Annotated in this window: 23 protein-coding genes; 16 read left to right on the top strand and 7 right to left on the bottom strand. The window is 50.7% G+C overall.

Annotated features, from left to right (window positions below):
• Window positions 1–59: 59 nt before the first annotated feature.
• Entirely contained in the window at window positions 60–1,085 is a 1,026-nt protein-coding gene (locus J3P34_RS16565) for an SPASM domain-containing protein (RefSeq protein ID WP_210489757.1), read from the top strand.
• Window positions 1,086–1,193: 108 nt separating this feature from the next.
• Window positions 1,194–2,180, top strand: a complete 987-nt coding sequence (locus J3P34_RS16570; protein ID WP_210462482.1) for a mechanosensitive ion channel family protein — start codon at window positions 1,194–1,196, stop codon at window positions 2,178–2,180.
• Window positions 2,181–2,216: 36 nt separating this feature from the next.
• Here J3P34_RS16570 and J3P34_RS16575 read toward each other — a convergent pair whose 3' ends face one another.
• The 6 genes from J3P34_RS16575 to J3P34_RS16600 all read right to left on the bottom strand — a co-directional run bounded on the left by J3P34_RS16575 (window position 2,217) and on the right by J3P34_RS16600 (window position 6,606).
• Window positions 2,217–2,549 carry a hypothetical protein gene (locus tag J3P34_RS16575; protein ID WP_210462483.1) on the bottom strand — a complete coding sequence of 111 codons (333 nt, stop codon included), beginning with the start codon at window positions 2,547–2,549 and terminating at the stop codon, window positions 2,217–2,219.
• Between the two features lie 259 nt (window positions 2,550–2,808).
• A complete protein-coding gene (locus J3P34_RS16580; RefSeq protein WP_210489758.1) occupies window positions 2,809–2,991 on the bottom strand; it encodes a FeoB-associated Cys-rich membrane protein in 183 nt (60 codons plus the stop codon).
• 129 nt (window positions 2,992–3,120) lie between these two features.
• Window positions 3,121–3,921, bottom strand: coding sequence for an inositol monophosphatase family protein (locus tag J3P34_RS16585; protein ID WP_210489759.1), 801 nt, complete (start codon window positions 3,919–3,921; stop codon window positions 3,121–3,123).
• 4 nt (window positions 3,922–3,925) lie between these two features.
• On the bottom strand, window positions 3,926–5,548 hold the full coding sequence (lnt, locus tag J3P34_RS16590) for an apolipoprotein N-acyltransferase (RefSeq protein ID WP_246853758.1): 1,623 nt from the start codon (window positions 5,546–5,548) through the stop codon (window positions 3,926–3,928).
• A gap of 19 nt (window positions 5,549–5,567) precedes the next feature.
• Window positions 5,568–6,257, bottom strand: coding sequence for a 16S rRNA (cytidine(1402)-2'-O)-methyltransferase (gene rsmI / locus J3P34_RS16595; protein ID WP_210489761.1), 690 nt, complete (start codon window positions 6,255–6,257; stop codon window positions 5,568–5,570).
• Window positions 6,258–6,360: 103 nt separating this feature from the next.
• A complete protein-coding gene (locus tag J3P34_RS16600; RefSeq protein ID WP_210489762.1) occupies window positions 6,361–6,606 on the bottom strand; it encodes a 4a-hydroxytetrahydrobiopterin dehydratase in 246 nt (81 codons plus the stop codon).
• Between the two features lie 207 nt (window positions 6,607–6,813).
• On the opposite strand from J3P34_RS16600, the gene J3P34_RS16605 reads away from it, so the two are divergent.
• From J3P34_RS16605 to rpiB, 9 genes are all read left to right on the top strand, one after another.
• Window positions 6,814–7,671, top strand: coding sequence for an SDR family oxidoreductase (locus J3P34_RS16605; RefSeq protein ID WP_210489764.1), 858 nt, complete (start codon window positions 6,814–6,816; stop codon window positions 7,669–7,671).
• A gap of 66 nt (window positions 7,672–7,737) precedes the next feature.
• Complete coding sequence (locus J3P34_RS16610) at window positions 7,738–8,025, top strand: hypothetical protein (protein ID WP_210489765.1); 288 nt, start codon at window positions 7,738–7,740, stop codon at window positions 8,023–8,025.
• Window positions 8,026–8,075: 50 nt separating this feature from the next.
• Complete coding sequence (locus J3P34_RS16615) at window positions 8,076–8,318, top strand: hypothetical protein (protein WP_210489766.1); 243 nt, start codon at window positions 8,076–8,078, stop codon at window positions 8,316–8,318.
• A gap of 203 nt (window positions 8,319–8,521) precedes the next feature.
• The gene (locus J3P34_RS16620; protein WP_210489767.1) at window positions 8,522–9,217 is read left to right on the top strand and encodes a metallophosphoesterase family protein; all 696 of its coding nucleotides are present in this window, start codon (window positions 8,522–8,524) and stop codon (window positions 9,215–9,217) included.
• A 397-nt stretch (window positions 9,218–9,614) separates the two neighbouring features.
• The gene (locus tag J3P34_RS16625; RefSeq protein ID WP_210489768.1) at window positions 9,615–12,329 is read left to right on the top strand and encodes a choice-of-anchor D domain-containing protein; all 2,715 of its coding nucleotides are present in this window, start codon (window positions 9,615–9,617) and stop codon (window positions 12,327–12,329) included.
• Between the two features lie 476 nt (window positions 12,330–12,805).
• A complete protein-coding gene (locus tag J3P34_RS16630) occupies window positions 12,806–15,208 on the top strand; it encodes a T9SS type A sorting domain-containing protein (protein WP_210489769.1) in 2,403 nt (800 codons plus the stop codon).
• 177 nt (window positions 15,209–15,385) lie between these two features.
• Window positions 15,386–16,660 carry a serine hydroxymethyltransferase gene (locus J3P34_RS16635; protein ID WP_210489770.1) on the top strand — a complete coding sequence of 425 codons (1,275 nt, stop codon included), beginning with the start codon at window positions 15,386–15,388 and terminating at the stop codon, window positions 16,658–16,660.
• A 129-nt stretch (window positions 16,661–16,789) separates the two neighbouring features.
• A complete protein-coding gene (gene tatC / locus J3P34_RS16640) occupies window positions 16,790–17,644 on the top strand; it encodes a twin-arginine translocase subunit TatC (RefSeq protein WP_246849905.1) in 855 nt (284 codons plus the stop codon).
• Between the two features lie 12 nt (window positions 17,645–17,656).
• On the top strand, window positions 17,657–18,088 hold the full coding sequence (gene rpiB / locus J3P34_RS16645) for a ribose 5-phosphate isomerase B (RefSeq protein WP_210489771.1): 432 nt from the start codon (window positions 17,657–17,659) through the stop codon (window positions 18,086–18,088).
• Window positions 18,089–18,470: 382 nt separating this feature from the next.
• Here the strand turns inward: rpiB and J3P34_RS16650 are convergent, their stop codons facing one another.
• Entirely contained in the window at window positions 18,471–19,880 is a 1,410-nt protein-coding gene (locus tag J3P34_RS16650; protein ID WP_210489772.1) for a hypothetical protein, read from the bottom strand.
• 95 nt (window positions 19,881–19,975) lie between these two features.
• On the opposite strand from J3P34_RS16650, the gene rbfA reads away from it, so the two are divergent.
• The 5 genes from rbfA (at window position 19,976) to J3P34_RS16675 (ending at window position 26,477) form a co-directional block, all read left to right on the top strand.
• Window positions 19,976–20,428 (top strand): 30S ribosome-binding factor RbfA, encoded by a 453-nt coding sequence (gene rbfA / locus J3P34_RS16655; RefSeq protein WP_210462510.1) that lies wholly within the window; start codon window positions 19,976–19,978, stop codon window positions 20,426–20,428.
• A gap of 39 nt (window positions 20,429–20,467) precedes the next feature.
• A complete protein-coding gene (locus tag J3P34_RS16660) occupies window positions 20,468–21,277 on the top strand; it encodes a class I SAM-dependent methyltransferase (protein ID WP_210489773.1) in 810 nt (269 codons plus the stop codon).
• A gap of 174 nt (window positions 21,278–21,451) precedes the next feature.
• Complete coding sequence (locus J3P34_RS16665) at window positions 21,452–21,925, top strand: GNAT family N-acetyltransferase (RefSeq protein WP_210489774.1); 474 nt, start codon at window positions 21,452–21,454, stop codon at window positions 21,923–21,925.
• A gap of 173 nt (window positions 21,926–22,098) precedes the next feature.
• A complete protein-coding gene (locus J3P34_RS16670; protein WP_210489775.1) occupies window positions 22,099–23,322 on the top strand; it encodes an FtsX-like permease family protein in 1,224 nt (407 codons plus the stop codon).
• A gap of 215 nt (window positions 23,323–23,537) precedes the next feature.
• Window positions 23,538–26,477, top strand: coding sequence for a DEAD/DEAH box helicase (locus J3P34_RS16675; RefSeq protein ID WP_210489776.1), 2,940 nt, complete (start codon window positions 23,538–23,540; stop codon window positions 26,475–26,477).
• Window positions 26,478–26,628 lie beyond the last annotated feature (151 nt).

Consider the following 26,628-nt stretch of genomic DNA (forward strand, 5'->3'; position numbering starts at 1 on the left):
AAAACAGAAACAGGTGCTATCCGCAGAAGGTGGCACCTGTTTTATAAGCACCCAAGCATTTGACCCGAGGCACGTTTCAGGATGGATTGAATTTAGCGTCTAAGCTTACCCCGCGCCGTTTCTGGAACGCGCTGCAGGTGGTGAGCAGCTACGCTTTGGCCCGCCTCACCAAAAAACCCCGCCACTGGGGAGACCCGGTGAGCATCTCTTTTGAGCCAACCACCTCCTGCAACCTGCGGTGCCCCGAGTGCCCCAGCGGATTGCGGTCTTTTACCCGTCCTACGGGCATGCTCTCCAACGAACTCTTCAAGCAGACCATTGACCAGTTGCACAACCGGCTCTTGTACTTGCTGTTCTATTTTCAGGGCGAGCCCTACCTGCACCCATCATTCCTGGACTTAGTGAAATACGCCTCCGCCAAGGGTCTTTACACCGCCACTTCCACCAACGCCCATTACCTCACCGAGGAAAATGCCCGCAAAACCGTGGAATCTGGCCTGGACCGCCTCATCATCTCTCTGGACGGCACCACGCAGGAGGTCTACAAACAGTACCGGGTGGGCGGCAAGCTGGACAAGGTGCTGGAGGGTACCAAACGGCTGGTGAAATACAAGCGCGAGCTCAAATCAAAGACCCCGTACCTCATTTTCCAGTTTCTGGTGGTGCGCCCCAATGAGCACCAGATTGAAGACGCCAAACAGCTGGCCAAAGAACTGGGCGTGGACGATGTCTGGTTCAAGACCGCGCAGATTTATGACTATGCCCAGGGCTCGCCGCTTATTCCTACCATAGACTATTATTCGCGCTACCAAGAGCAGCCCAACGGCACCTACACGCTCAAAAACAAGCTCATTGACGGCTGCTGGAAGATGTGGCACTCCTGCGTCATCACCTGGGATGGGCTGGTGGTACCCTGCTGCTTTGACAAAGACGCCCATTACAGACTAGGCAACCTGCAGCAACAGAGTTTTAGACAGCTCTGGAAAAGCGATGGTTACCGCAAGTTCAGGGGTTCGCTGCTCCAAGGCCGAAGCCAGATAGAGATGTGCCGCAACTGCTCTGAGGGTACCAAAGTCTGGGGCTAGAAACCCTTCTTGCTTTCTTTAGCTGGATTGCCTTATATTCCGTATGAGGAATTTAGCCCCAAGGCTTGGCTCTGGGCAGAGTTTCAAGGTTATTCAATTATCATCCCCGTGACTGAAATCAACGAAGCATTTCAACTCCTTTGGCGCAAGCTGGAGATTTGGCTGAGGCAGATAGTGCTCATGCTGCCCAACCTGTTCCTGGCCATGCTGGTGCTGGTGCTTACCTTTATTGCCGCCCGGCTTTTAAGAAGGACCTCAGACAAACTGCTCATCCGGTTTACCCACAGCAGCGCCCTCAACAACCTGGTGGGCACTACCGTGTACGTGAGTACGCTTACCCTGGGCATCTTCTTTACCCTGAGCATCCTGAAGCTGGACAAGACGGTGACCACCTTGCTGGCCGGTGCCGGTATCATTGGTTTGGCCTTGGGTTTCGCGTTTCAGGACATTGCCGCCAACTTCATCTCGGGGGTGATTATCGCGTTCAGGAAACCGTTTGTGGTAGGCGACGTGATAGACACCAATGACCACTTCGGGACCATTGAGCGGATCAACCTGCGTACCGTGGATATCAGGCGGCAGACCGGCGAGTTGGTGAAGGTGCCTAACCGCAAGGTGTTTGAGTCGGCGCTCACCAATTTCTCGCACTACGGCATCCGCCGGATTGACCTGAAGGTGGGTGTTTCCTACGCCGAGGACCTGGAACGGGTACAGCAGGTGGTGAAAGACGCCATGGTGGGTATCAGGAACATGATTGACAGCAAAGAAGTGGAGGTGGTGTACGAGGAGTTTGGGGGAAGCAGCATCAACTTTCTGGTGCGCTACTGGATCACCTACAAACGCCAGACAGATTTTGTGTACGCTAAGAGCGAGGCCATCATCAAGATCAAAAAGGCCTTTGACCAGCATAAAATAGAGATTCCGTTCCCAATCACCACGCTCAACTTCGGGGTGAAAGGCGGCAAAGACCTGTCTATTGAGATGAAGGAACCGGCCTCGCCGATAGACCATCCGGTGGAACTGAAGGTAACACCCAAAGACCCGGAACCTTCTGACGACGGAAACCAGAACCAAAGCAAAACGGCCGGAGAATAGTCTCCGGCCGTTTTGCTTTGGGGTAAAAAGTAATGCCTACTTTTTGTCTATCTTCTTGCCCAGGTCTTCTACCTGTCTCAGGAAAGCATCCACGTTTTGGTCGGCGTAAGGGCCGTAGGAGTTGGAGATGGTTCCTTTGGTGCCGTCTGTGCACTCAAGGGCATAGAGAATGGCCATATCATCTGGGTCAGTGTCGCCTTCAAAACGATAGAAATCCACAATCCTCACTTCTTCCACGCCATAGCTTTTATCGCCTTTCAGGTTTACGAGGCGGTTGTCTTCAGTCACTCTGAAGTCTTCTGTGAAGCCCTCCTGGTTGAGCTTCGCCTCTACTTTCACTTGGCTGGTTAATTGTTCTTTGTCTTGCATAACCTGATATCTTTAGATGTTTTCCGTATCAATTGGTGGTTTCTGGACTATACGTAAAAATCCGGTCTGGTTGCCAGCAATATTCAAAATAAATGATATTAGAGGCACCTGAAGGCCATTTTTCCCTTTGGGGCACTTTGCCCTGGAAACCTGTTTTGGCATTGTTTTCAGAAAAATAGACCCTAAACAGAAAGCCATAAAAGCAGAAAGCCGCTCCTGCTGGAACGGCTTTCTATGGATATCGGTAAGAACAAGATTTTTACTTGAAGGCCTTTTTAGCTTCTATTTCCCGCTGGATCTTGGCCAGGTCAATGGTGGAGCAAGCGCCGCCGCAGCCTTTGGCGCAACCAGCCTCTTTGGAGAAAAAGCTCTTGTAGCCCATCCGGAGCAGATAGCCTGCCGCCAGCAGAAAGATTAAGACGATGATGATTTCCTGTACCATAACATGTGGGTAACGCCGGCAAAGGTAGAAATAGTTTAAAGATTAGCTGGGAATTACCGGTTTCACGGTTGAAACTACCTGTGCCATTTTACGACCGATTCTTCAGAAACAGCCCGTAAACGCGACAAGCTACTCTTTCCAGAACGGCTCAATGAGCTGAAGCATTTCCTGCTGCACCTTGGGGTTGTTGCTCACGCAGATCTCGCGCCCGAAGACGTAGTTCTTGCCGCCCCTGAAATCGGTGACCTGCCCGCCGGCTTCCTGCACCAAAAGGGCACCGCCTGCTACGTCGTAGGAGTTGATGTTGAACTCAAAGTAGCCTTCAAACTTGCCGCAGGCCACGTAAGCCAGGTCCAGCGCGGCAGAACCCAATCGGCGCACGCCGTGGCAGCCCTGCATGAAAGAGCCCATCACCTGCAGGTATTTCTGCATGAGGTCAAAGCTGTAGTAGGGGAAACCAGTGGCAATGAGGGAATCTGCCAGGGAAGGAGCACCGGACACGGAAATCTTGCGGTCGTTGCAGAAGGCCCCGCCGCCTTTCACGGCGTGATAGCATTCATCGCGGGTGATGTCATAAACCACGCCAATCACCAGCTCGTCTTTTTGCATAAGCGCGATGCTCACCGAGTACACCGGCAAGCCGTGAATGAAGTTGGTGGTGCCGTCCAGCGGATCAATGATCCAGTTGAACTCCTCGCCTTTCTCCATTTTGGTTTCCTCCTCGGTGATGAAGCCAGCCTCGGGCAGGAGTTTTTCCAGACCAGCCACCAGGCGCTCCTCGGCCTCCTTATCTACGTACGAGACCAGATTGTTCAAGCCCTTGTGCTCCAGGTTGGAGATATCGAAGTTGGCGGCCTCGTGCAAAATGAACTTGCCTACTTCTTTGGTGAGTTGTACTACCTGATCGCGGAGAGCGGATATGTCTTTCATAATTTTAGGTATGGGTCCGCTGCGCGGAATGCGTGTTGATTACGTTTTTAGGTGCCCGGCGGGTAAACCCAAGGACGATGGCCAACACCACCAGACCCAGCGCGAGCCATTGTGTGCCGTGTCCGATGAGCTCGCCGTGGCGGGTATAGAACGTCTGCTCCTGGTTGAACCTGATCTGGCCACGCAGCGCCGCCGGCACCCACCACCCCGATTTCTGCAGCAGCTCGCCTTTCTGATCTATGAACCCCGAGATACCCGTATTGGCTGAACGCGCCACGGCCCGTCTGGTTTCAATGGCCCGCAAAGAGGCGTAGGCCAAGTGCTGTTTGTAGCCCGGCGAGTCGCTCCACCAGGCATCGTTGGTGATGATGAAGATGACGCTGGCCCCGTTACGCACGTACTCGCTCACGTACTCGCCGTAGATGGATTCATAGCAAACCACCGGCGCCCCCACCAGCTTGGGGTCTTGGCTGTGCTGGAAAATAGCCCGGGTTTCCTGCGTACCCATGTTCCCGGCAATACCGCCCAAATCAATGGCAAAGGCTTTGAGTACTTTGAACACGCCCGGGTAGGGGGTCTTCTCTACGCCCGGCACCAGCTTGGACTTGTGGTAGAACTCATGCTGCCCCGTTGGCTTGAAATGGAGCCCTGCGTTGTAGACATCGTAATACCCGATCTGCTCATGGAACCGGGCCGTGCTGCTTCTCTTTGTGGAATCCGGGTACAGTCTAGCCGAGGTAATGCCGGACACCAGTTCCACACCAGGATGGCGGGCCAGGAAATCGCGCAGGGCGTAACTCACCGGGCTCCGCTCGAAGCCTTCTTCCCAGTTGATGCCGTTGCTGATGGAGGTCTCGGGCCAGAGCACGAATTTGGTGTTGGGCGTGATTTGCTCCTCTGAGAGCTTGAGCAGACGCGCAAATTGCTGCTCAAACGGAATGTAGCCTTCGCCTCCCTCAAATTTCTCTTTGTACGGGTCTACGTTAGGCTGCACCACCACCACCTCGGCCAACTCGCCTTTTTCCTGGTATTGACTCCCGATGAAGAAGGAGAGAAGCAGCGGTAAAATAAAGGCCAATGCCGGAGCTAGCCATTTGCTTTTCTTCTTCTCCGGTGAGGTCAGCGCGAAGAACACCACCAGGTTCACCGCCCACACCCAGACCGAGCCGCCCAGGAAACCGGTGTACTCGTACCACTGCACCCAACTGGGCAGCGAAGCAAAGCCGTTCCCCAGCGTGAGCCAGGGCCAGCTCAGGTCCCAGTTCAGGTGAAACTGCTCAAACGCGATCCAGTAGATGGGCAAGCTCAGGTACCCTATGGTGCGTCCGGCTGCGCGCTTGGTCCAGAAGAAGGCCATCATGGGCATCATCATGAACAGCGCGTTGAACACCACGGCCGCAATGCCGCCGCCCAGCGTGGAGTAACTCACCCAATACGTGGTGAAGATGTTCCAGAGCAGCAGCGTGAGGTAGGCATATTTGAAGAACGTGCGCCCGCGTTTAGGGGCCGTTTTCTCAGAAATAGCCTTTTCCAGCAGCAGGAACGGCACCCAGCCTATAAACAAGACAAAGGCCAGTGGTTTCACCGGCCAACCCAACCACAGCAGAAAGGCGCTCAGAAACGCCAACAGCGGGAGGTAAAAACGATTATTTGTTTCCCTGGACAACAATGACAAATTCTCCTTTGATTGCTTTGGTTGTAAACGTCTGCACCATCTCATCTAAGGTGCCGTTGAGGGTTTCCTCAAACATCTTACTTATTTCGCGACTCACCGAGACCATGCGCTCCGCCCCGAACACTTCTTTGAACTGCTCCAGCGTCTTGAGCACCCGGTGCGGCGACTCGTAGAAAATCATGGTGCGCTCTTCCTGGGCCAAGCTCTGCAGCCGCGTCTGCCGGCCTTTCTTGATAGGCAGAAAACCCTCAAACGTGAACCTATCTGTGCTGAAGCCTGATTTCACCAGCGCGGGCACAAATGCAGTAGGACCGGGCAGACACTCTATCTTGATGCCTTCCTGCACGCAGGCGCGCACCAGCAGAAAACCGGGATCCGAGATTCCGGGCGTGCCGGCATCGGAGACCATGGCCATCTTTTCGCCTTTCTTCAGGCGTTCCACCAGGTGTGCTACGGCTTTGTGCTCGTTGTGCAGGTGGTGGCTGTGCATGCGCTTGTCAATGCCCAGGTGGTTCAACAATTTGCCGCTGGTGCGGGTATCCTCGGCGAGCACCACGTCCACCTCTTTCAGAATCCGGATCGCCCGCAGGGTGATGTCCTCCAGGTTCCCGATGGGTGTGGGCACTAAATACAGACTGGTCTCTTCTACGGGTTCGGCCATAGCTCAAAGATACGGAAATTTGAGTTCTGAGTCTTGAGTCCTGAGTTCTGAGTAAAATAGGCACTTTCAGCCTATTTATAGGGAAACGCTCCCGAATCAGGAACTAGACTCCGTATCGCTCGGCCAGGGCACTGATGCGCTGGGCCAGCACGTGGTCACGGTTGGTGACGGTGTTGCCAGCGTCATGGGTGGTAAGCCTGATCTCCACTTTGTTGTAACTGTTGCTCCACCAGGGGTGATGGTTGATTTCCTCGGCCACTATGGCCACCTCGGTCATGAACGCGAAGGCTTCTTTGAAGTCGCGGAACTTGAAGCTGCGGGTAAGATGGTTGTCTTGTTCGGTCCACATAGGTGCGTTTGCCGGTGGGGATAAAGAGCTACCTGCCTTGGTATTTCCTGCCTACCGGCGTCTCCGTGTTTTTACTCTCTTTTTATGAAAACGATGGTAAAACGTAGCTAACTCCAGACACTTCCTCGTATTTCTTAATCTGTTTCCCCGGCTAAGGCCCCGAACAGTAATGAATCAAACCAATAACAGACAAAAACTACTATAGAAATGGCAACAGAATATCCGCAGGAAGTTCCAGATCAGCACCAGAAACACCAACCCGGTCATGAACACCAGATGCAGCAAGAACCTATTGTAATCAGGGAGAACTACAAGGGCAGTGAGAAACTGAAGGGCAAAAAAGCCTTGATTACCGGAGGGGACAGCGGCATTGGCCGGGCCGTGGCCGTTCATTTCGCGCGTGAGGGTGCCGATGTGGCCATTGTGTACCTTGATGAAGAGAAGGATGCGCAAGACACCCGCCAGATGGTAGAGGCCGAAGGACAGAAATGCGTGCTCATCCCCGGCGATCTGCGTGACGAGAGTTTCTGCAAACAAGCCGTGGAGCGTGCGGTACAGGAACTAGGCGGCCTCAATATTTTGGTGAACAACGCTGCCGAGCAGCACGAGAAAAACGACCTGCGCGAGATCACTCCTGAGCAACTGGAGAAAACTTTTAAGACCAATATTTTCGCCTACATCTATGTGGCCCAGGCGGCCTTGAACCACCTGAAGGAAGGGGACAGCATCATCAACACCACCTCTATCACTTCTTACCGGGGCTCCAGTCACCTGATGGATTACGCCTCTACCAAGGGCGCTATTACTTCCTTTACCCGTTCGCTCTCCCAAAACCTGGCTGAAGGAGGCATCAGGGTGAACGCCGTGGCTCCCGGCCCTATCTGGACCCCGCTAATTCCGGCTACCCTGGAAAAAGTAGGGGATTTTGGAAAAGACCAGCCAATGGGCCGCTTAGGACAGCCCTCTGAAGTAGCGCCGGCGTATGTTTTCCTGGCCTCAGAAGACGGCTCTTACATTACCGGGCAGACCATTCACGTGAACGGCGGCGAACAGATAGGTGGGTAATTCTCTCAACCTTTCCACGTGGAAACAGTAAAAAGGGGAACTAGTACACTTTAACTACATACGCCTATGGCTACTGACAATAACGGCCACCCCAACGGACACGACCGTCCGGTACGGGTGATAGATGATACCGCCACCAACATGGAAGACATGATGGCGGGGCATATCATACCAGGTGCTGATCCGCCTAAGAACGAGGCACAACGCGGTGGTTTCGGGAACCGCGACGGCAAAGAAGGCTATGGCTCTGACAGCTCAGACGGACCAACCGGCGTGAGCGTGAACGAGGAAGCCGACAGCAACGAGCCGCCCAAAGACAACATGCGGACCGACGGCGAAGGCCGCGGCACCTGATGCCGACCCAAAGCTTTTGAATGTTTAACTAAATAGAAAAGGAGGAACTCATGCCATATAAGAGCAAGAACACCAGTCACGACTCAAAGTCACAGAAAGGTGAACCTACCGGTGAAGGCATCAGCAAAGCCGGTGCTAAAACCACTGGTGGCCCAGACGCGATTGATCGTAGCGAAGAAATAGCGGACAGATTCCTGGATGAAAACGGCAATCCAGCCCCGGAGGCCATCACCCATCCTAACCGCAATCTCCATAAACCAGACATCAACAAACCCAGCTACGGCGGATCTTGATGTATTCTTCACTTGAAGAGGAAAAGCACCTCCTGAACGGGAGGTGCTTTTTTGTGCCGTTTTCAGGCAGTTTCAAGGAAAACAGGCGCTAAATACCGTTTCCATGAGTTTTAACTTTCCGTTTACTCATTCATCTTTTTAGCCCATCTGCTTTAACTAGACAAAGCCGATGGTAGGCATAACCACTTTCTAACTTTTGCTTCATGGCCCGGTACGCGATCTCAGATATCCATGGTTGTCTTGTCACTTTCCGCAAGATGGTGGAAGAAGTGATCCGGTTGCAACCCCAGGACCATCTCTACCTCTTGGGAGACTACATCAATAAAGGCCCGGACAGCAAAGGCGTTTTGGACTATATCTTTTCGCTCCAGCGCCAAGGCTACAGACTTACCTGCATCAGGGGCAACCATGACCAACTTCTGTTAGATGCCGTTGACCAGGGAGAACACACTGTCTGGCTCACTCCCGAGGACAAACAGAAAACCCTGGAGAATTTTGGCGTAACCCAAATCAAAGACATTGACTCAGAATACCTCTCCTTTATCAGGTCTCTGCCCCTTATGGTAGTGCTGGATGACTATGTATTGGTACACGCCGGCTTAGACTTCAGCCTTAACAACCCGCTACTTACCAGCAACCACCTTCTGCTAAACACCGGGCAAATGCAACCCACCCTTGCCAAACTAGGCGGCCGCCGACTCCTCCACGGTCACCTTCCCGTCCCACAATCCACCATTGAAAAAGCGGTAGCAAAAAAAAGACCCGCCATTAACCTGGATGCCGGCTGTGTATTCTACCGGAATACAGAATTTGGCAACCTTTGTGCGTTCAACTTAGATAAAATAGGACTTTTTTTCCTACATAACCAAGACCAACCTTACCCAATAAAAATAAAGTAGTTTAGAATATTTCGTGCATTATATTTCAAAACATTAATATATACTTCCAATTATCATATTTTTTATAAATTAATGAAACAGCAATTTCTTTTTGATTTTACCAAAAACCCTACCTATTAACTATAAACACACTTTACATAATAGTGCTTTATCAATTTACCGAAATTGCCTAGAATCCTATGGCAAAAAAATTATAATGAATATTTAGACAATCTTAAACATTCTAGTAATTTTACCCGTAGCTCGCCTGCCCCAAGCGAGACAACATAGTACTTATACTTATATTTTAAGTAGCAATATTTAAATAAGAAAAAGACAAAGAAGGCTAACAGGCGGGCAGGAGAAAGCAAACTAAAATAGGAATACAAATAAGTTTATCAATTATAAAGTAGCGTTTATGGAGAAAAATTTACTCAGAAGAAGTGCTTCCGGGGAAAAAAGTGTAAGCAGGGCTTGGCTATTTTTAGTCTTGATGCTCTGCGGAATGGCGTCTGTGCTACAAGCCCAGGCGCAGGTAACAAGTTTACCAACTGCCTATGGTGGAAATACTGCAGCTAATGCTACCTGGAGTTCAGCTCTTCCAACAGGTTGGACTGTTGACGGCCCTGCCCTATCAACGTATACCAACAACTTAGGTGGAACTGGCACTTATGTTCCTAATGGCGGAGTATCAACACAATACAATTCAGGCTTGTCAAAATCTGCGGCATTCACGACACAAGGCAGCTCTCTTACAATCAATTATTCTACAGCGCCTCAAAGAGCAGGAAAATTAACTTTCGTGATAGCTTACAAGCTTAAACCAGGCATGTCAGGCGACTTTGATGGTTCTTTTGAGGTTCAACAGTCTAAAGATGGCATTGACTGGGCAAGCCTTCCTGTTCTTCGCACATTTGGCACCGGCGGAACTAAAATTGTTTTAAATACCACCACAAACTCAGACACAGCTTCAGCTAAGCCAGATATTTCAGCTAAATACATAAGGTTTCATCTCAAAACTCCTTCTAATGCTTCCCAAGTCTTATTAGACAAGGTATTACTTGCCGATTATGGCCCTGAGATCGACCTCTTCTCCGGCACCAGCACTCAGCAAGCCAGTGGCTCAACCTATACTTTTGCGCCTCAAAACATCAACACTACCAGTGCGCCGGTAACATTCACCATTCAGAACACGGGAACCCAGAACCTATCTCTACCAACTTCACTGGCTTTGTCGGGAGCAAACGCTGACCAGTTTGAGATAACCGAGCAACCATCGACCAACTTGGTCGCCCCAGGGGGTTCCACCTCTTTCAAGGTGGTGTTCAAGCCAACCTCTGTGTTAGGCAAAGTAGCGTCTATCTCTATTGCTAACAATGACGCTGACGAAAACCCGTACATCATAAACCTTGCTGGCTCGGGAGTTGCAGGCCCTGAGGTCAACCTCTTCTCGGGCACCAGCACTCAGCATGCCAGTGGCTCCACCTATACTTTTGTTAACCAGCAGAACATCAACACTACCAGTGCGCCGGTAACATTCACCATTCAGAACACGGGAACCCAGAACCTATCTCTACCAACTTCACTGGCTTTGTCGGGAGCAAACGCTGACCAGTTTGAGATAACCGAGCAACCATCAACCAACTTGGTCGTCCCAGGGGGTTCCACCTCTTTCAAGGTGGTGTTCAAGCCAACCTCTGTGTTAGGCAAAGTAGCGTCTATCTCTATTGCTAACAATGACGCTGACGAAAACCCGTACATCATAAACCTTGCTGGCTCAGGCGTTTTAAGAACTCCAACAATAACAGATTTTGACCCTGCAGAAGCCTTGGCAGGAGCGACAATTAAAATAATTGGTACAGATCTTACAAATACTGTGAGAGTAAGATTCAAGGGGAGCTCAGTAGATGCATCTATTACTATCACTGATAAAGTAATAACCGCTAATGTTCCACCTGATGCTGAAACAGGCCCAGTTACTATATTTTATAATGGAGGAGCGGCAGAAAGATCATCTGTGAGCACAAAGGATTTTATTATTCTTAAAGCTCCAGTTATCACCTCCTTCTCACCAGTTTCGGGTCCGGTTGGCACCAGAGTTACCATTACGGGAGCCAACTTTAGTAAAACTGGCTATGTTTACTTCAAAGACGAGGCCGGCGAATTTGTGTCCTCTGATGTATACGAATACGTTAGCAGCACCGAAATCATAACTGATGTTCCGGTGGGTGCTGCATCCGGGACACTACTGGTGGCAGGTGCAGACTACGCCGAAAGCACTGACGATTTTACTGTAACCGTGATCTCACCTGCACCGACCATTACTAAAGTTGATCCTAATAGTGGCCCGGTAGGCACTATAGTTACTATTCTCGGCAACAACCTGGTCGATATCACCGCTGTCACATTTGGCGGCATAGCAGCTGAATTTGATGACACTGACCCCACCGGCTTGGTTACCGTTGTACCACCGGGCGCTAAATCAGGCGACTTGGTGGTGACAAACTCAGGAGGATCTGCTCAGTCTTCTTTCTTGGTTTTAGAAACCAGCACCCTTCCGGTAGAGTTGGTAAACTTGAAAGCAACTTCCACTGCAAAAGGATCTATTTTGACTTGGCAAACTGCTTCTGAAAAAGACAACGACTTCTTTGAAGTGCAGTCAGCCTCAGATCCGAAAGATGAATTTAAAACTATTGCACAGGTAGATAGCAAGGTGACCAATAGCTCTGCATTGACCTCATACAATTATGTAGACAATACATTTAAAACAGGTATTACCTACTACCGCCTAAAACAGGTAGATTTAAATGGCAAGTTTGAGTACAGCAAGGTGGTTGCAGTAAAGGCAACAGCTAATAACTCTTCAGAACTAAATTCTGTGAAAGTTTACCCAAATCCATTTAATGGCAGCCAAAACCTTAATGTAGAAATTGAGGCAACTCAATCAGGTGAATTGAATGTAGTTCTTTACTATGTTACTGGTAAGAAAGCTTTTGAACAAACGTTCAAAGTTGAAAAGGGTGCCTCAATTATTGAAATCCCCGTGAGCAAAGCTTCTTTGCCCGTAGGCCTGTACATCCTTTCTACTGAAGTAAACAATCAGGTTACTACCACTAGAGTAGTGAAGCAATAGACTTTATTATAGCATAAAAAAAGGGAAGCTAATGCTTCCCTTTTTTTATGCTATAAACTACCGGCCTTTATCTTTTTTTCCCAGACACTAAAAAGTAAACCATAGGCTTGGCTTGAACCTTGGGCTTCATGAAACTAACCTCGTTGCCAAAGGTGCCAATTACTACTTCAATGGGCATATGAAAAGTCAAACAAGAGATATAAATTTTTGAATGAAATATAAATTTTTAATAACTTAATGTTGCCTATATATATTTATACTATATATTAGTCGAGATTATAAGGTAATATATCTATTGGTCAACTAAATTGGAGAATAAAGCCGATTCAAAGCATAAAAGTAATAATCAGCTGAAATCACCCTTTAGCAATTTATTATAGAATTTGTGCAAGAAAAAGGGTTCGATCACGATTGAACTATTTACTGCATAATGCATAAGCCAACACCATTTCACCTTAACCCTTTATTTAAAAATTATGATAAGAACTTTTACTCAATTAAGGAGGGTTCTATGTCTTACCTTCTGCATCGTTTTAGTCTATGGCTCGCTTTCTCCTAGCTTTGGGGCAAGGCATTACCTAAAACCAAGAACCTTCAAGTCAGATAACTCTATAACGTCTCTGGCTAATTTCTCTCTGCTATATGGAACATTATTTGGCTCCTTGCCAGAAGATCCTGCGCCTGCAGCCAAGACTTTTTATTGGGTGCCCTTTGGTACAAACAATAGAGGAAGCGGAGCCTGGAGTGACCTTAACCACTGGGCTACTTCAAGCGGAGGGACCGAAAAGCATACTGCTTTACCTTCTGCTAATGATAATGTGGTATTTGACTTGAAATCCTTCTCGTTTTCTGGGCAGACGGTTGTAGTTGATGTAGAGGCACAAGTAAAGAATATCTCCTGGGTTAACATCAGGCCAACCACTTTTGAGATAAGCAATGCAGCTTTACAAGTTTTCGGCTCTTTACAAGCCCACAGCAATCTTATTTTCTCAAGCACTGGTACGTTTAATATTGAATTCAAATCATCTACTCAAGACACTCCGATCAATCTTCTAAGTAAATCATTTCCTAAAGGTTCATTGGTTTCTTTCAATGGTCCGGGAAGTTGGATGATGCAAAGCAACTTACTAGCCGGAACCGGAGGCACCATTACATTATTAGAAGGAACACTTAAGACTAATAATTTCTCTGTGTCTGCCCAATCATTCAAATCTTTAGGTGAACAAAACAGAACCTTAGAATTAGGCACTTCCCAAGTATCTAACTTAGACACTTGGGAGGTATCCTCTTCCCTTATTCTTTCTGCATCAGAAGGAACAATTATCTTAAACGGCCCAGGAGCACATTTTTTTAAAGGTGGAGGCTTAAGCTACAAATCAGTTGCTCTATTAGGCCCAGAGTCATATATATATGATAGCAATACATTTATTGAGCTTTCTTTACCTATTACTAACACCACGCCAGTGGGCAATAACTTAACGTTAGAAGCAGGTAAGACACAAACAATAGAAGTTTTATCAACGTCTGGTACAGAGCCTTATACTTCCATTAACTCCTCAGTAAATGGAGAGAATGCAATTATTAACTTTACTTGCTTTAGGTTATGTACAGATTACTTACTCCTTTCGGATATCAAGGCTGTAGGATCAGGTACATTCTTCGCGGGAGCAAACGCCAAGAGAGTAGGAAATACCTCAGGATGGAATTTCACCAGCTGCGCCTCAGAAGTCTATACACCTAAAACCGCCGGAGACCTGAACAACTGCCAGGTAACTACTTCTATTATTTCAAACGGAGAAAACAAATGGCAGGAAATCAGATACAACTATGAACTGATAGGGGCGATTCATGACGGCGGAAATGCCTTAGGTAAAGTAACCATCAATTTCACCATAGATTCAGCCCAAACCCGCGCAGTAAAAGGAGCTAATGGGGCAGATATCAAGTTAACTCCTAGAAACTGGTCTGTTAAAGCAGATTCTTTAATAAGGACTGACAAACCAGTAAGCATAAAAATCTTTGGCCTGCAATCAGAGCTTCTGAATAACCAAGGCGCAGATCAAAGCAGCACAACCTTTGATGACCTGGTATTCACCACCTATAGTGCTACAGATTCATCTGAAAACTGCACGTATTTAGACAACAATACCAAATACGGAACTACTGCTTTAATCACGAATGCTAGCTTCTATAAAGTTGGAAATTATTTCTCCGCAGAGCTGAATGGTTTAACAAAATTAGGTGAGTTTTACCTACACAACGGCACATCAGCCATCGACTTTGTTGCTTCACAGCCAGTAAAAGAAGAGCCAACTGCTACAGTAGAAGAAATGGACTTCACTGCCCACTGGAACGCGAAGACGGTGAAGCTGAAGTGGATGGCTCCTGGCAGAACAACGGCTTCTTATGATGTAGAAAGAGCTTCCAGCCCGGAGAGCAAAGAGTTCAAAACCATCATCTCTAATGCCCCGAGACAGAACAGCGACAATGCGGCAGTAGCGGTGTACCATGCAGAGGACTTCACCCCGGCGGCCGGCCCGGCCAACTACTACCGCCTGAAGCGCACCAATGCAGACGCCACTGTTACTTACAGCCAGACGCTGAAAGTAGACAACAAGGCTTACGCAACGGCCGTGCAGGCTTCTCCAAACCCGTTCACGGATAAAGTGAAGCTGACGGTAAACGCAGAGAAAGCCGGTGAAATGAGCGTGAAACTCATGACCGAGCAGGGCAACGTTGCTTTGGAGAAGAAAATCAAAGTGGCTAAAGGCACTTCTGAGGCAGAGTTGGTGATGGGCGCCAAAGTGAAATCAGGGATTTACCTGTTGGTAACTGAACTGGACGGCGAGCGTCTTTCTCAGCGCCTCATCAAACAATAAGCAGTACATCATCTATTCACCCAGAAAACCCTCAGGCAGTGCCTGAGGGTTTTTTGTTTGTTTTCCGGAAAACGGCTCTAAAACTCAAAGACGGCTTTCTCTTGCGCCTTGGCGGGCTAAACCATTGGTTATTTGCTACAATGGCCGTACTTTTGGGCACCCACTAACAGAATTCAAATGCAACGCGATTCCCAAATCTTTGATCTTATCCAGAAAGAGCACCAGCGCCAGCTGCACGGCATAGAACTCATCGCCTCTGAGAACTTTGTTTCAGAGCAGGTGATGGAGGCCATGGGCAGTGTGCTGACGAATAAATATGCCGAGGGTCTGCCGGCCAAGCGCTACTACGGTGGCTGCGAGATTGTGGACCAGTCTGAGCAGCTGGCTATTGACCGCGCGAAGCAACTATTTGGGGCTGAATGGGTGAATGTGCAGCCGCACTCCGGCGCGCAGGCCAATGCGGCGGTGATGCTGGCGGTGCTGAACCCCGGCGACAAGATCCTGGGCTTCGATTTATCACACGGCGGGCACTTGACGCATGGTTCTTTGGTGAACTTCTCCGGGAAACTGTATAAACCGTCTTTCTATGGCGTGGAGCCGGAGACCGGTGAGATTGACTGGACCAAAGTACGGGAAGTAGCCGAGCGCGAAAAACCGAAACTGATCATCTGTGGCGCCTCGGCGTATTCCCGCGACTGGAACTACAAAGCCCTGCGCGAGGCCGCCGATGCGGTAGGTGCGCTGGTTCTGGCCGATATCTCACACCCGGCAGGTCTGATCGCCACCGGCCTGTTGAACGATCCGTTTGAGCACTGCCACATCGTGACCACCACTACCCACAAGACTCTTCGTGGGCCACGCGGCGGCATGATCATGATGCGGAAAGACTTCGAGAACCCATTCGGGCTGAAAACCCCTAAGGGCGAGTTGCGCATGATGTCTTCTCTGCTGGACAGCGGCGTATTCCCAGGCACGCAGGGCGGACCGTTGGAGCACGTGATCGCGGCCAAGGCGGTGGCGTTCTTTGAGGCGCTATCGCCTTCTTACAAAGAATACACGGCCCAGGTACAGCGCAATGCGCAGGTTTTGGCCAAATCGTTCGTAGACCGCGGATACAAAATCATCTCCTCGGGCACCGATAACCATCTGATGCTGATTGACCTTCGTTCAAAAGACCTTACAGGGAAACTGGCCGAAAACACGTTGATCAAGGCCGACATCACCATCAACAAGAACATGGTGCCGTTTGACGATAAATCTCCTTTTGTGACCTCCGGAATCCGAATCGGCTCCGCCGCCGTAACTACCCGGGGACTGAAGGAACAAGAAATGGACCGCATTGTGGACTACATTGACCGCGTGCTCATGAACCATGACAACGAGACCATCCTGGCAGATACCAGAAAAGAAATCAACAATTGGATGCAACAATTCCCGTTGTTCAGTTACTAAGTAATCAGACACAGGTAGCAAGACATTAGACACAAGACTTTTCGCGGGGTTTCTTGGAAAACGACCCATAAACCCCGCGAAACTTAGAGGGTTAACACTCCTGCCTATTTGTAAAACATTAAAATACCAATGGCACAACGTTCCGGAGAGGTGGCAGCGCACAGCGGAGAAGAGCATGAAATGACCTTTTTGGACCACCTGGAGATTCTCAGGTGGCATTTGATCCGTTCGGCCGCGGCTGTAGTGGTGTTCACGGGCATTGCCATGGCCAACAAGGAGATTGTCTTCCATGACATTATCCTGGGTCCATCGCGTACCGATTTTTTCACTTACAGGAAACTCTGCGAGGTAGGCGCGGCCATCAGCTCGCCGGGCCTGTGCATCAACAAGCTGGATTTCACGCTGCAGAGCCGCGAACTTTCCTCGCAGTTCACCATGCACCTTACCAGTTCGTTCGTGATTGGGTTGCTGCTGGGCTTCCCGTACCTGTTCTGGGAAATCTGGAGCTTCATTAAACCAGGTCTGTACCCCAATGAGCGCGAGAACTCCAGAGGAGCGGTGTTCTTCGTGTCATTCCTGTTTCTGCTAGGGTCCTTGTTTGGGTATTTTATTGTATCGCCGCTCTCCATCAACTTTTTGGCCTCGTACCAGGTAGACCCAAGTATCGCCAATGAGTTCGATTTATCGTCTTACATCTCTACGCTGGTTACGCTGGTGTTGTCCTGCGGAATCATGTTTGAGTTGCCCATGATTGTGTATTTTCTGTCACGGGCGGGTATTGTGTCTCCGGAGCTCATGCGCATCTACCGCAAGCACGCCATTGTGGTAATTGCCTTCGTGGCGGCCATCTTGTCGCCGCCGGATGTGCTGAGTATGACTTTGATGGGCATTCCGCTGCTGCTGCTCTACGAGGTGAGTATCAACATCTCCTGGTGGGTGCGCCGCCGCGATTTGGCAAAATTGAACCAACAAGCTACTTCTTAAAGAAAGACTAAGATGAAAATAGCACTAGGCGGCGACCACGCCGGATACCAATACAAAGGGATGGTGAAAGAGCAACTGGAGGCACTGGGTCACGAGGTGAAGGACTTCGGACCATTCTCAGAGGCCTCTGTGGACTATCCAGACTACGTGCACCCGCTGTCCACGGCGGTGGAAAACAAAGAATACGAACTGGGCATCCTGCTCTGCGGCAGCGGCAACGGCGTAGCCATCACCGCAAACAAACACGCTGGCATCAGGGCAGCCCTATGCTGGCAAAAAGAACTCGCCGAGCTGGCCCGTTCCCACAACAATGCCAACGTACTCTGCGTGCCTGCCAGATTCGTGAGTGAAGAAGTAGCCCGCGAGATGGTGGAAGCCTTTTTAACCACTCCGTTTGAGGGTGGACGTCACCAGACCCGCGTAGACAAGATTGCCTGCGCTTAGCGGCGCATCGCGCGAGTTCTGAGTCTTAAGTTCAGAGTCCTGAGTCTGAAAATATTGATTGAATTGTAGGGACGCCTCTTGTAGACGCCCTTGCTGTTTCAGGGCTATTTTCTGAAAAAGGAGCCTGAATCAGAAAGCTGAGAATTGGAAAACAGTTACCAGCAAGAAATAGCGATAGCCTCACCTGAAACTGAAAAGGGCAACCACAATGGATTGCCCCTACATCCCGTTTTGGAGAATACCGCATACATACGGTTGCCCAAAGCTACTGCGCCAACAACCGGAGAATCCCCTCCTTGGAGGGGTAGGGGTGGGTTCCTGTTTCAAGCCCGATTTCCAAAAAACATCCCAAAAGCCGCAATCCAGAACCCACACCTGAAACTTACCGCACCCTACGGTAAATGGGGCCGTTTTCTACTTTTTCGTAGCGTTGGAACACCAAGGGCAGCTTGTATTGCAGCTCGGGCATGAGGCTCTGTTGGTCTATGATGTAGGCAGGAGGGTTCTGCCGGAGGTCCTGCAGGATGGTGAACAACGCATCATAGTGGCTCAGGCGCCCGAAGTACGGTTTGGCCAGGTCCCAGCGCAGGTAGGGAGAGCCCATGCTGTTGTTCTGGTAATAGTTGAGATCTGGGCCTAAGACCAGGAGTTGCTGCCCTTTTACCTGCTGGTATTTGGGCGCCTCCCGTACCTGTACCAGTTCAGGCTGCAAGCGGAGGGCGGGGTACACCAGCCCCAGCGGATTGTAACGCACGGCCACCACGGCAGCAACCACCACCAGGAAAAGGAGCTCGGCAATCCAGAGACGGCTTCCCCACCAACTGAAGAGAAAGATCCCGAAGTAGGAGATGAGCGGCAATAGTAGCACCAGGCCTTTGGCCGAGGCATCGTGGCCATTCAACAGCACCAGCACCACCACAATGGTCCAGATGAGCATGATCTGCAGGAAACGCGCCTGGTAATTGGGTCCCAGCGTGACCAGCGGCAGACTAAGGAAAGACAACACCAGAATACCCAACGGAAGCGCCGCCACGGTCATGACCTGCGCCATGGGTAACCCAAAATCAAAGGAAAATTGCCAGGACCAGGTCAGGCCCTGCTCCAGGAAAGGCCCCAGGGAATTCTGGTACAGGAAATAGGTGAGCACCACCGTGAACGGGAACACAAAGCCCGTTAGCATCAGCAACGTGCTTCGGAAGGCCCCAGAGGCGAAGTAGATGATCGCGAAGAAGCCTAAAAACAGAAACCATACGAAGGGCAGGTAACACAGCGCGGCCAGCCCCAGCATGAAGCCGGCTTTGAACAGACGGCGGGCGTTGGCGGCCTCTTTGGAGATAGCCGTAAGGCTGTACACGGCCAGGATCACGAACGTATGGCCCAGCAGCAGCGGCGAAAGCACATCCAGCTCAAAGAAAATACTCCCGAACAGCATGTAGAGCAAGGCCGGCACGTAAGACCTATAGGGGTGCACCTGGTTGCGGTTAAAGACATAGTTAAGCAGGAAAGCCTGATAACCTATCAGGAAAGTGGCCAGGAGGCGGTGCATCAGATAAGAGCGCGGGGCTACCATGTCCAGAAACCAGTACACGGCCGCTGAGAGCGGGGCCGTGGTGTCATAGACATCCTGGTAGAGGGTAAAACCGGCGTGCAGGCGCTCTCCCAGAAGCACGTGGTGCAGCTCTGAGAGGGTAGCAGGGAGCCCAAAAATGAGCAATGGAAGCCGGATGAGGAGAAACAGCAGTACCAACACCACCCACCTGGACGGAAACAAACTGCGGAAGAATCGTATCAAGCAATGCGCGGCTTAGCCTTCGCTCTGACCTTGCGGCAAAGAGGAGGACGGTTTGTGGGGTAAAAATGTGAAATTAATACGATATTTGCGGAACCATGGAAAGTAAACGCCAACAAAAATTCGCCAGACTGATTCAGAAGGAGCTTGCTGAGATCTTCCAGCGCGATGTTTCCCACCTGTTTCAGAGCACCTACATATCGGTGAGCGGGGTAGCCGTGTCTCCAGATCTGGGTGTGGCAAAAGTGCATCTGAGCCTGCTGCTTAACCCTAACGGGCGCAATCTGCTCAATGAGATAAAAGTACATACCAAGACCATCAGGCACGAACTGGCCAAGCGCATCAAGAACCAGGTGCGCGTGATCCCGGAGCTGATCTTCTACCTGGACGATACCGCCGAGTACGCCGCCAAAATGGACAAGATCATCTCTGAGCTGGATATCCCGTCCGAGTCAAAAGAAGACCCAACCAATCCCTTCCGCACCGAAGAAGACTACTACCTATCTGACGAAGATGGCGAAGACGATGAGGAAGACGCCGACGGGCGCTAATCCGTTACCCGTTCTCCAAGCCAGCTACTAAACCCACCCATGCAGTACGATCCAATTAAACGCGTTCTGGGCGAGGCCTTCAACAAGACCCCTTTCCTGCGCAAGCTTTTTTACAACCTTTTAGACCTGCTTCTGCTGCGTACGTGGCACATCCATAAAGAGCTGCGGGCCTGGGCCAAAGGCAAACGCCAGCAGCCCGTGCAGATCCTGGACGCCGGCTCGGGCTTCGGGCAGTACAGCTACTATCTCTCGGGTTTGGGGGCCAACTGGCGTATCCTGGCCGTGGATGTGAAAGACGAGCAGATAGCGGATTGCAGCAATTTCTTCCAGAAGATAGGCCGCCACAACGTGATGTTCCGGAAAGAGGACCTGGTTACCTACCGGGAGCCGCAGGCCTTTGACCTGGTGCTGAGTGTAGACGTAATGGAGCACATCCTGGAAGACGTGGAGGTGTTCAAAAACTTCCACGCGTCTCTGCGGCCGGGCGGCATGGTGCTCATCTCCACGCCATCGGATCAAGGTGGTTCAGACGTACACGGCGACGATGAGAGCTCCTTTATTGAGGAACACGTCCGCGACGGCTACAACATCCAGGAAATACAGCAGAAACTGAAGAGCGCCGGTTTCAGCCGCACTGAGGCGCATTACTCTTACGGCGCACCCGGCAAGATCTCCTGGCGCCTGAGCATGAAGTACCCTATTTTAATGCTGGGAGCCAGCAAGCTGTTCTTTATCATCCTGCCGTTTTACTACCTGGTGGTGTATCCGTTCTGCCTCTTGTTGAACTGGCTGGACACCAACGGCAAGCACCCCACCGGTACCGGCCTTATTGTGAAAGCCTGGAAATAGCGAAAGCAGGCAATTAGTTAGCTTATTGGAAGATACAAAGACGAAGTCTCACTGTTTTGGAGCTATTTTATTGAAAACGGCCCCAAAACAGGCGTCGCCTTCCGGGCTTTGACAATCTGCCAAGAACTGCTAACTTCACCTGTATATCTCTGCTATTCCTTATAAACCTCCAAGATGATTGAGTTAGTCAGGACAGATTCAACCAACCCGGATTTTGTAGAGCTTGTTTCCCTTTTAGATGCCGATCTTCACGTGCGGGACGGGGACGACCACTCGTTTTTTGCACAATTCAATAAAATCACGGCCATCAAACACGTGGTGGTGGCGTACCTGCATGAGGTGCCGGTAGGTTGCGGGGCCATTAAAGCCTACTCCCAGGACACCGTGGAGGTGAAAAGGATGTTTGTGCTGCCTGAGTTCAGGGGGCAGGGCATTGCCGGGAAAATCCTGGCGGAACTTGAGTGCTGGGCCGCCGAGTTGGACTACTCAACGCTGATCCTGGAGACCGGCAAAGCGCAGCCGGAGGCCATCAGGCTGTACACCAAGAGCAATTTCAAGGTCATTCCCAATTTCGGGCAATACGAGAACATAGAAAGCAGCGTTTGCATGCAGAAAGCCGTTCAGGGGCAACCCGTGAAGGAGCTGTAATCTGGCCCTCTTTTTACAGAAATATCCCTGAAACGGATACCGGCCTAGAAGAAAACATAACCCTTTTGCCACAGAACAGTAAAGGTGACCTGAGTGATGGATGAGTCTTACCCATTCTTTCCATCACTCCTTCACTTAATCTCTCATTCACTAATCCACGCATTTACCCAAAGATGAACGTTGCCCTTTTTATCGCCCGGCGGTACTTTTTCTCCAAGAAGAAGCGCAACATCATCAATATCATCTCCATCATTGCCATGATTGGCGTGGGGGTGGGCACCATGGCGCTCATTGTGGTGCTCTCGGTGTTCAACGGCCTGGAAGACCTCATCCGCTCGCTGTACGGCAAGTTTGACCCCGAGATCAAGATCACGGCCGTGGAGGGCAAATCCTTTGAGACGAACGCCCAGTTCCTGGATAGAATCCGAAAGACGCCGGGCGTGGCCCTGCTCACCGAGGTAATAGAAGACAACGCCCTGCTCCGCTACAACGACCGCCAGATGGTGGTGAAGGTGAAAGGCGTGACGGATAATTTTTTTCAGCAGAACCAGATTGACTCAGCTATAGTAGACGGCGACTACCACCTCAAACGCGGAAACCAGCAGTTTGCCCTCATTGGCCGGGGCGTGCAGTACCAGCTCTCCATCAGGCCAGAGAACCCTTTTTCGCCGTTGCAGTTCCTGTATCCCAAAGCTGGAAAGAAAACCATCATCAACCCAGAGAATGCTTTCCGGCAGCTTGGCATCCAGGCGGGCGGCATCTTCGCCATTGAGCGGCAGTACGATGACCAATACGTGTTTGTGCCGCTGGCCTTCGCGGAGGAGTTGCTGAGCTACGGCAACAAGCGCACCTCACTGGAGATCAAAACCGATAACCTGGACAACATTGACCAGGTAAAGTCTGACTTGCAGAAACTGCTGGGCAAGGATTTCAACGTGCAAGACAGCGAAGAACAGCATGTGAGCCTGCTCAGGGCCGTGAAAGTGGAGAAGCTGTTTGTGTTTGTCACTTTCACGTTTGTGCTGCTCATTGCCTCCATTAACATCTTCTTCTCGCTCTCCATGCTGGTCTTGGACAAGCAGAAAGACATTGCCATCCTGGCCTCGCTGGGCGCCGACCCGGGCACCATCAGAAAGGTATTCCTGCTGGAGGGCGCTATTGTGGCGTTTACCGGGGCCGTTGTGGGCTTAGTGGTGGGTGGTACCATCTGCTGGCTGCAGCAGACGTTCGGGTGGGTTTCCATGGGCATGAGTACCTCGGTGGTGGAGGCGTACCCCGTGCTGATGCGGCCTACAGACTTCCTGCTTACCGCAGCGGCCATTATCCTCATCACGTTCCTGGTGTCTATCCGGCCGGCCCGCCGCGCCGCCGCCCTTACCATCAGGGAGAACCTTTGATCGGTTTAGGACCTCTTTTTTGAAAACAGCCCCTAAACAATTGGGCCCAATCCCCTGATTTCCTAACGTTTGTTATCTGCAAAATTTTAAGAAAATGACTCTAAAATAGGATTGTCATTACTTAAAAGATGGTAATTTGCTAAAATTTCTGCCTTTTTCTGCGGGTAAAAAAAGATTTTGTTGTACTTTCAATATTGGGATTGGAAGCCTCTGCCATGAAAGTATACACAACACAGCCGTTTCAAGTAATCTATTCTCTCTTTGAGCATGAATACCTGGGCTATTTGTTTGAGTCTTTCGTGGTGCAGGTCAACTCCAAGCGGCAGCTCACGCTCCAGCACCAGAACATCTCCAGCAAGAACGCCGATGAGTTCGCCTCCCGTCTCAACGACGTGGACTTTGAGCTGATTGAACTCACTGACCAGATACAGCAGGATGCGGTGTTCAAGAGATTCGCCCTGAAGAAAACCACCCTCTCAGATTTCTTCTTCAAGACCTACGACCCCGCCAAAGGCGACAAGCTTCTGCAGGAGAGCATAGACCATTACATCCAGAGCCGCATGGCGCGCATTCTGGAGCTCTTGCAGGACAAGATGGTGTTTGTGATGGGCAAGGACGGCGAGCCCACCTGGAAGCGCCTGAACATGGCCTCTGAGAAAGCCACCGTGCTGTTCCACTTCCGCCGCAACGACGACAACACCCATTATTTCCCCACCATCAAGTACAAAGGTGAGCGCCTGGAGTTTCAGTACAAAGACGCGGTGCTGGTGTGCAAAGAGCCCGCCTGGCTTTTGCTCAACGATGTGCTTTACAGCTTTGAGAAACAGGTAGACGGCAAAAAGCTGCAGCCTTTCCTCAATAAAAAGTTCATTGTGGTGCCGCGCAACGTGGAGGAAAGCTATTACCGTAAATTTGTGGCCCCGCTGGTAGAGCAGTTTGACGTCTATGCCAAGGGCTTCGATATAAAATCTGAACGCTACGTGCCGCAGCCACAGCTCCTGTTCTCTGAACTGGCGGTGGCCGAGCCTTCCCCGGCCTTATTCGCTACTACTGGCGAAGACGAGGAAGAAGAGGAGATCAAGAACCCGTCTGAGGGCGACAAAATCGTCTTTCAGCTGAGCTTCAAGTACGGCACTTACACCGTAGGTACCCAGGAAGCGCGCAACATCAGCGTGAGTGTGGAGAAAACCCCGGATTCCTACGTGTTCCACCGCCTGCACCGTGACCTGGACCGTGAGACCTCCTTCCTGCGTGAGCTTTCAAACCGCGGCCTGGAGGTAAGGAACGGCAAAGCGGTCATGGACAAACCCCAGGCCTTCGGATGGCTGAACACCTACGCCAAGGACCTGGAAGAACTGGGCTTTACGCTCAAACAGAGCCAGTCTGAGAAAAACTACTTCATAGGCGAGACAAGTGTGAACGTGGGTATCAACGAGACCAATGACTGGTTCGATATCTACGGCACGGTGCGGTTTGGGCCCTACGAGATCCCGTTCATCAAGCTCAGGAACCACATCCTCACCAAACGCCGCGAGTACAAGCTGCCCAACGGCCAGATCGCCATCATTCCCGAGGAATGGTTTACCCAGTACCTGGAGCTGTTTGCCTTCTCTGAGGGCGACGAGGAGCTGAAACTGCGCAAACATCATCTCTCTTTGGTGAGCGACCTGCAGAACGGCAACCTGGCCCACGTGACCATGAGCCGCAAACTGGAGAAGCTCCGCGAGTTTGAGGCCGTGGAAGACCGGCCGCTGCCCGCCGGCTTTAAGGGCGAGTTGCGCCCTTACCAGAAGGCAGGTTATAACTGGCTGCATTTTGTACAGGATTACCATTTTGGGGGATGTCTGGCTGATGACATGGGTCTGGGGAAAACCGTGCAGACGCTGGCTATGCTGCAGCACCGCAAGGAAAACGGCGCTCAGACGGCCTCTCTGCTGGTGATGCCTACCTCTTTGGTCTACAACTGGCTCGCCGAGGCTCAGAAGTTCACGCCCCAACTGCGCATTCTCACTTACACCGGCACCTACCGGAACAAAAGCGTGGCGCAGTTCAAACACTATGACCTTATTCTCACGTCTTACGGCATTGTGCGCCTGGACCACGAGATCCTGAAGAAGTACATGTTTGACTATATCATCCTGGATGAGAGCCAAGCCATCAAGAACCCAAATTCTAACACGTCTATCAGCATCCGGGAGCTCAAGTCCAAACATCGCCTGATTTTGACGGGTACACCCGTGGAGAACAGCACCTTGGATCTGTGGAGCCAGATGTCGTTCATCAACCCCGGCTTGCTGGGTACCCAGAACTTCTTCAAGAAAGAATTCCTTCGGCCTATAGAGAAGCTGAAGGACGAGCACAAAACCCGGCGCCTGCATGCACTCATCAAGCCGTTTATCCTGCGCCGGCACAAAAGCCAGGTAGCCAAGGAACTGCCCGAGAAGATTGAGCACATCGCATACTGCAAGATGACCGAGGAGCAGGAACATGCCTATGAGGAGACCAAGTCTTTTTACCGCAACAAGATCTTGAAGAACATTGAGGAGCAGGGCACGGCCAAGTCCCAGTTCATGCTCTTGCAGGGCCTCATGAAACTGCGCCAGATCGCGAATCACCCCCGCATGGCTGATCCGGAATCTGATGCGGAGTCTGGCAAACTGGGCGAGGTGCTGCGCCTGACCAAAACCGTGGTCAACGAAGGGCATAAGGTTCTTATCTTCAGTCAGTTTGTGAAGCACCTGGACATTGTGCGGGCCGCCCTGGATGAGCGTAAGATCAAATACGCCTACCTGGACGGCTCTACTAAGGACCGCCAGGCTCAGGTAGCTAATTTCCAGAACGACCCTAAACTGCCGGTCTTCCTTATCTCCCTCAAAGCCGGGGGCGTGGGTCTCAACCTCACCGCCGCCGACTACGTGTTCATCCTGGACCCCTGGTGGAACCCCGCCGTGGAAGCCCAGGCCGTGGACCGCGCCCACCGCATCGGGCAGCAGAATACCGTCTTCACCTACAAGTTCATCACCAAGAACAGCGTGGAAGAGAAAATCCTGGCCCTGCAAGACAAGAAACTCCAGATGGTGTCAGACCTCATCTCCACCGACGAAGCCGTCATCAAACGCCTCACCAAAGAGGATATTGAGAGTTTGCTGAGTTAAGCGTTTAGAGGCTTTTTTAGGAAAGTTCTCAATAACTAAGATATAAATCTGTTTTACAATCACTTACAACAATCCATTGTATTGTTGTTAAATGGCAGTATAAGTTACTTACATGAATATTATATAGCAGTACGCTTTTATTTCAAAGAGA

The organism is Rufibacter aurantiacus, from assembly GCF_017916345.1.
Taxonomy (GTDB): Bacteria; Bacteroidota; Bacteroidia; order Cytophagales; family Hymenobacteraceae; genus Nibribacter; species Nibribacter roseolus.

Excerpts from the sequence above, each read along its gene's own strand:
- J3P34_RS16615 (WP_210489766.1), top strand. The coding sequence starts at position 8,076 with ATGCCATATAAGAGCAAGAACACCAGTCACGACTCAAAGTCACAGAAA.
- J3P34_RS16600 (WP_210489762.1), bottom strand. The coding sequence starts at position 6,606 with ATGTGGACCGAACAAGACAACCATCTTACCCGCAGCTTCAAGTTCCGC.
- rsmI (WP_210489761.1), bottom strand. The coding sequence starts at position 6,257 with ATGGCCGAACCCGTAGAAGAGACCAGTCTGTATTTAGTGCCCACACCC.
- J3P34_RS16630 (WP_210489769.1), top strand. The coding sequence starts at position 12,806 with ATGATAAGAACTTTTACTCAATTAAGGAGGGTTCTATGTCTTACCTTC.
- J3P34_RS16620 (WP_210489767.1), top strand. The coding sequence starts at position 8,522 with ATGGCCCGGTACGCGATCTCAGATATCCATGGTTGTCTTGTCACTTTC.
- J3P34_RS16660 (WP_210489773.1), top strand. The coding sequence starts at position 20,468 with ATGCAGTACGATCCAATTAAACGCGTTCTGGGCGAGGCCTTCAACAAG.
- J3P34_RS16610 (WP_210489765.1), top strand. The coding sequence starts at position 7,738 with ATGGCTACTGACAATAACGGCCACCCCAACGGACACGACCGTCCGGTA.
- J3P34_RS16675 (WP_210489776.1), top strand. The coding sequence starts at position 23,538 with ATGAAAGTATACACAACACAGCCGTTTCAAGTAATCTATTCTCTCTTT.
- J3P34_RS16670 (WP_210489775.1), top strand. The coding sequence starts at position 22,099 with ATGAACGTTGCCCTTTTTATCGCCCGGCGGTACTTTTTCTCCAAGAAG.
- J3P34_RS16585 (WP_210489759.1), bottom strand. The coding sequence starts at position 3,921 with ATGAAAGACATATCCGCTCTCCGCGATCAGGTAGTACAACTCACCAAA.
- rbfA (WP_210462510.1), top strand. The coding sequence starts at position 19,976 with ATGGAAAGTAAACGCCAACAAAAATTCGCCAGACTGATTCAGAAGGAG.
- J3P34_RS16605 (WP_210489764.1), top strand. The coding sequence starts at position 6,814 with ATGGCAACAGAATATCCGCAGGAAGTTCCAGATCAGCACCAGAAACAC.
- J3P34_RS16635 (WP_210489770.1), top strand. The coding sequence starts at position 15,386 with ATGCAACGCGATTCCCAAATCTTTGATCTTATCCAGAAAGAGCACCAG.
- rpiB (WP_210489771.1), top strand. The coding sequence starts at position 17,657 with ATGAAAATAGCACTAGGCGGCGACCACGCCGGATACCAATACAAAGGG.
- J3P34_RS16575 (WP_210462483.1), bottom strand. The coding sequence starts at position 2,549 with ATGCAAGACAAAGAACAATTAACCAGCCAAGTGAAAGTAGAGGCGAAG.
- J3P34_RS16625 (WP_210489768.1), top strand. The coding sequence starts at position 9,615 with ATGGAGAAAAATTTACTCAGAAGAAGTGCTTCCGGGGAAAAAAGTGTA.
- tatC (WP_246849905.1), top strand. The coding sequence starts at position 16,790 with ATGGCACAACGTTCCGGAGAGGTGGCAGCGCACAGCGGAGAAGAGCAT.
- J3P34_RS16665 (WP_210489774.1), top strand. The coding sequence starts at position 21,452 with ATGATTGAGTTAGTCAGGACAGATTCAACCAACCCGGATTTTGTAGAG.
- J3P34_RS16580 (WP_210489758.1), bottom strand. The coding sequence starts at position 2,991 with ATGGTACAGGAAATCATCATCGTCTTAATCTTTCTGCTGGCGGCAGGC.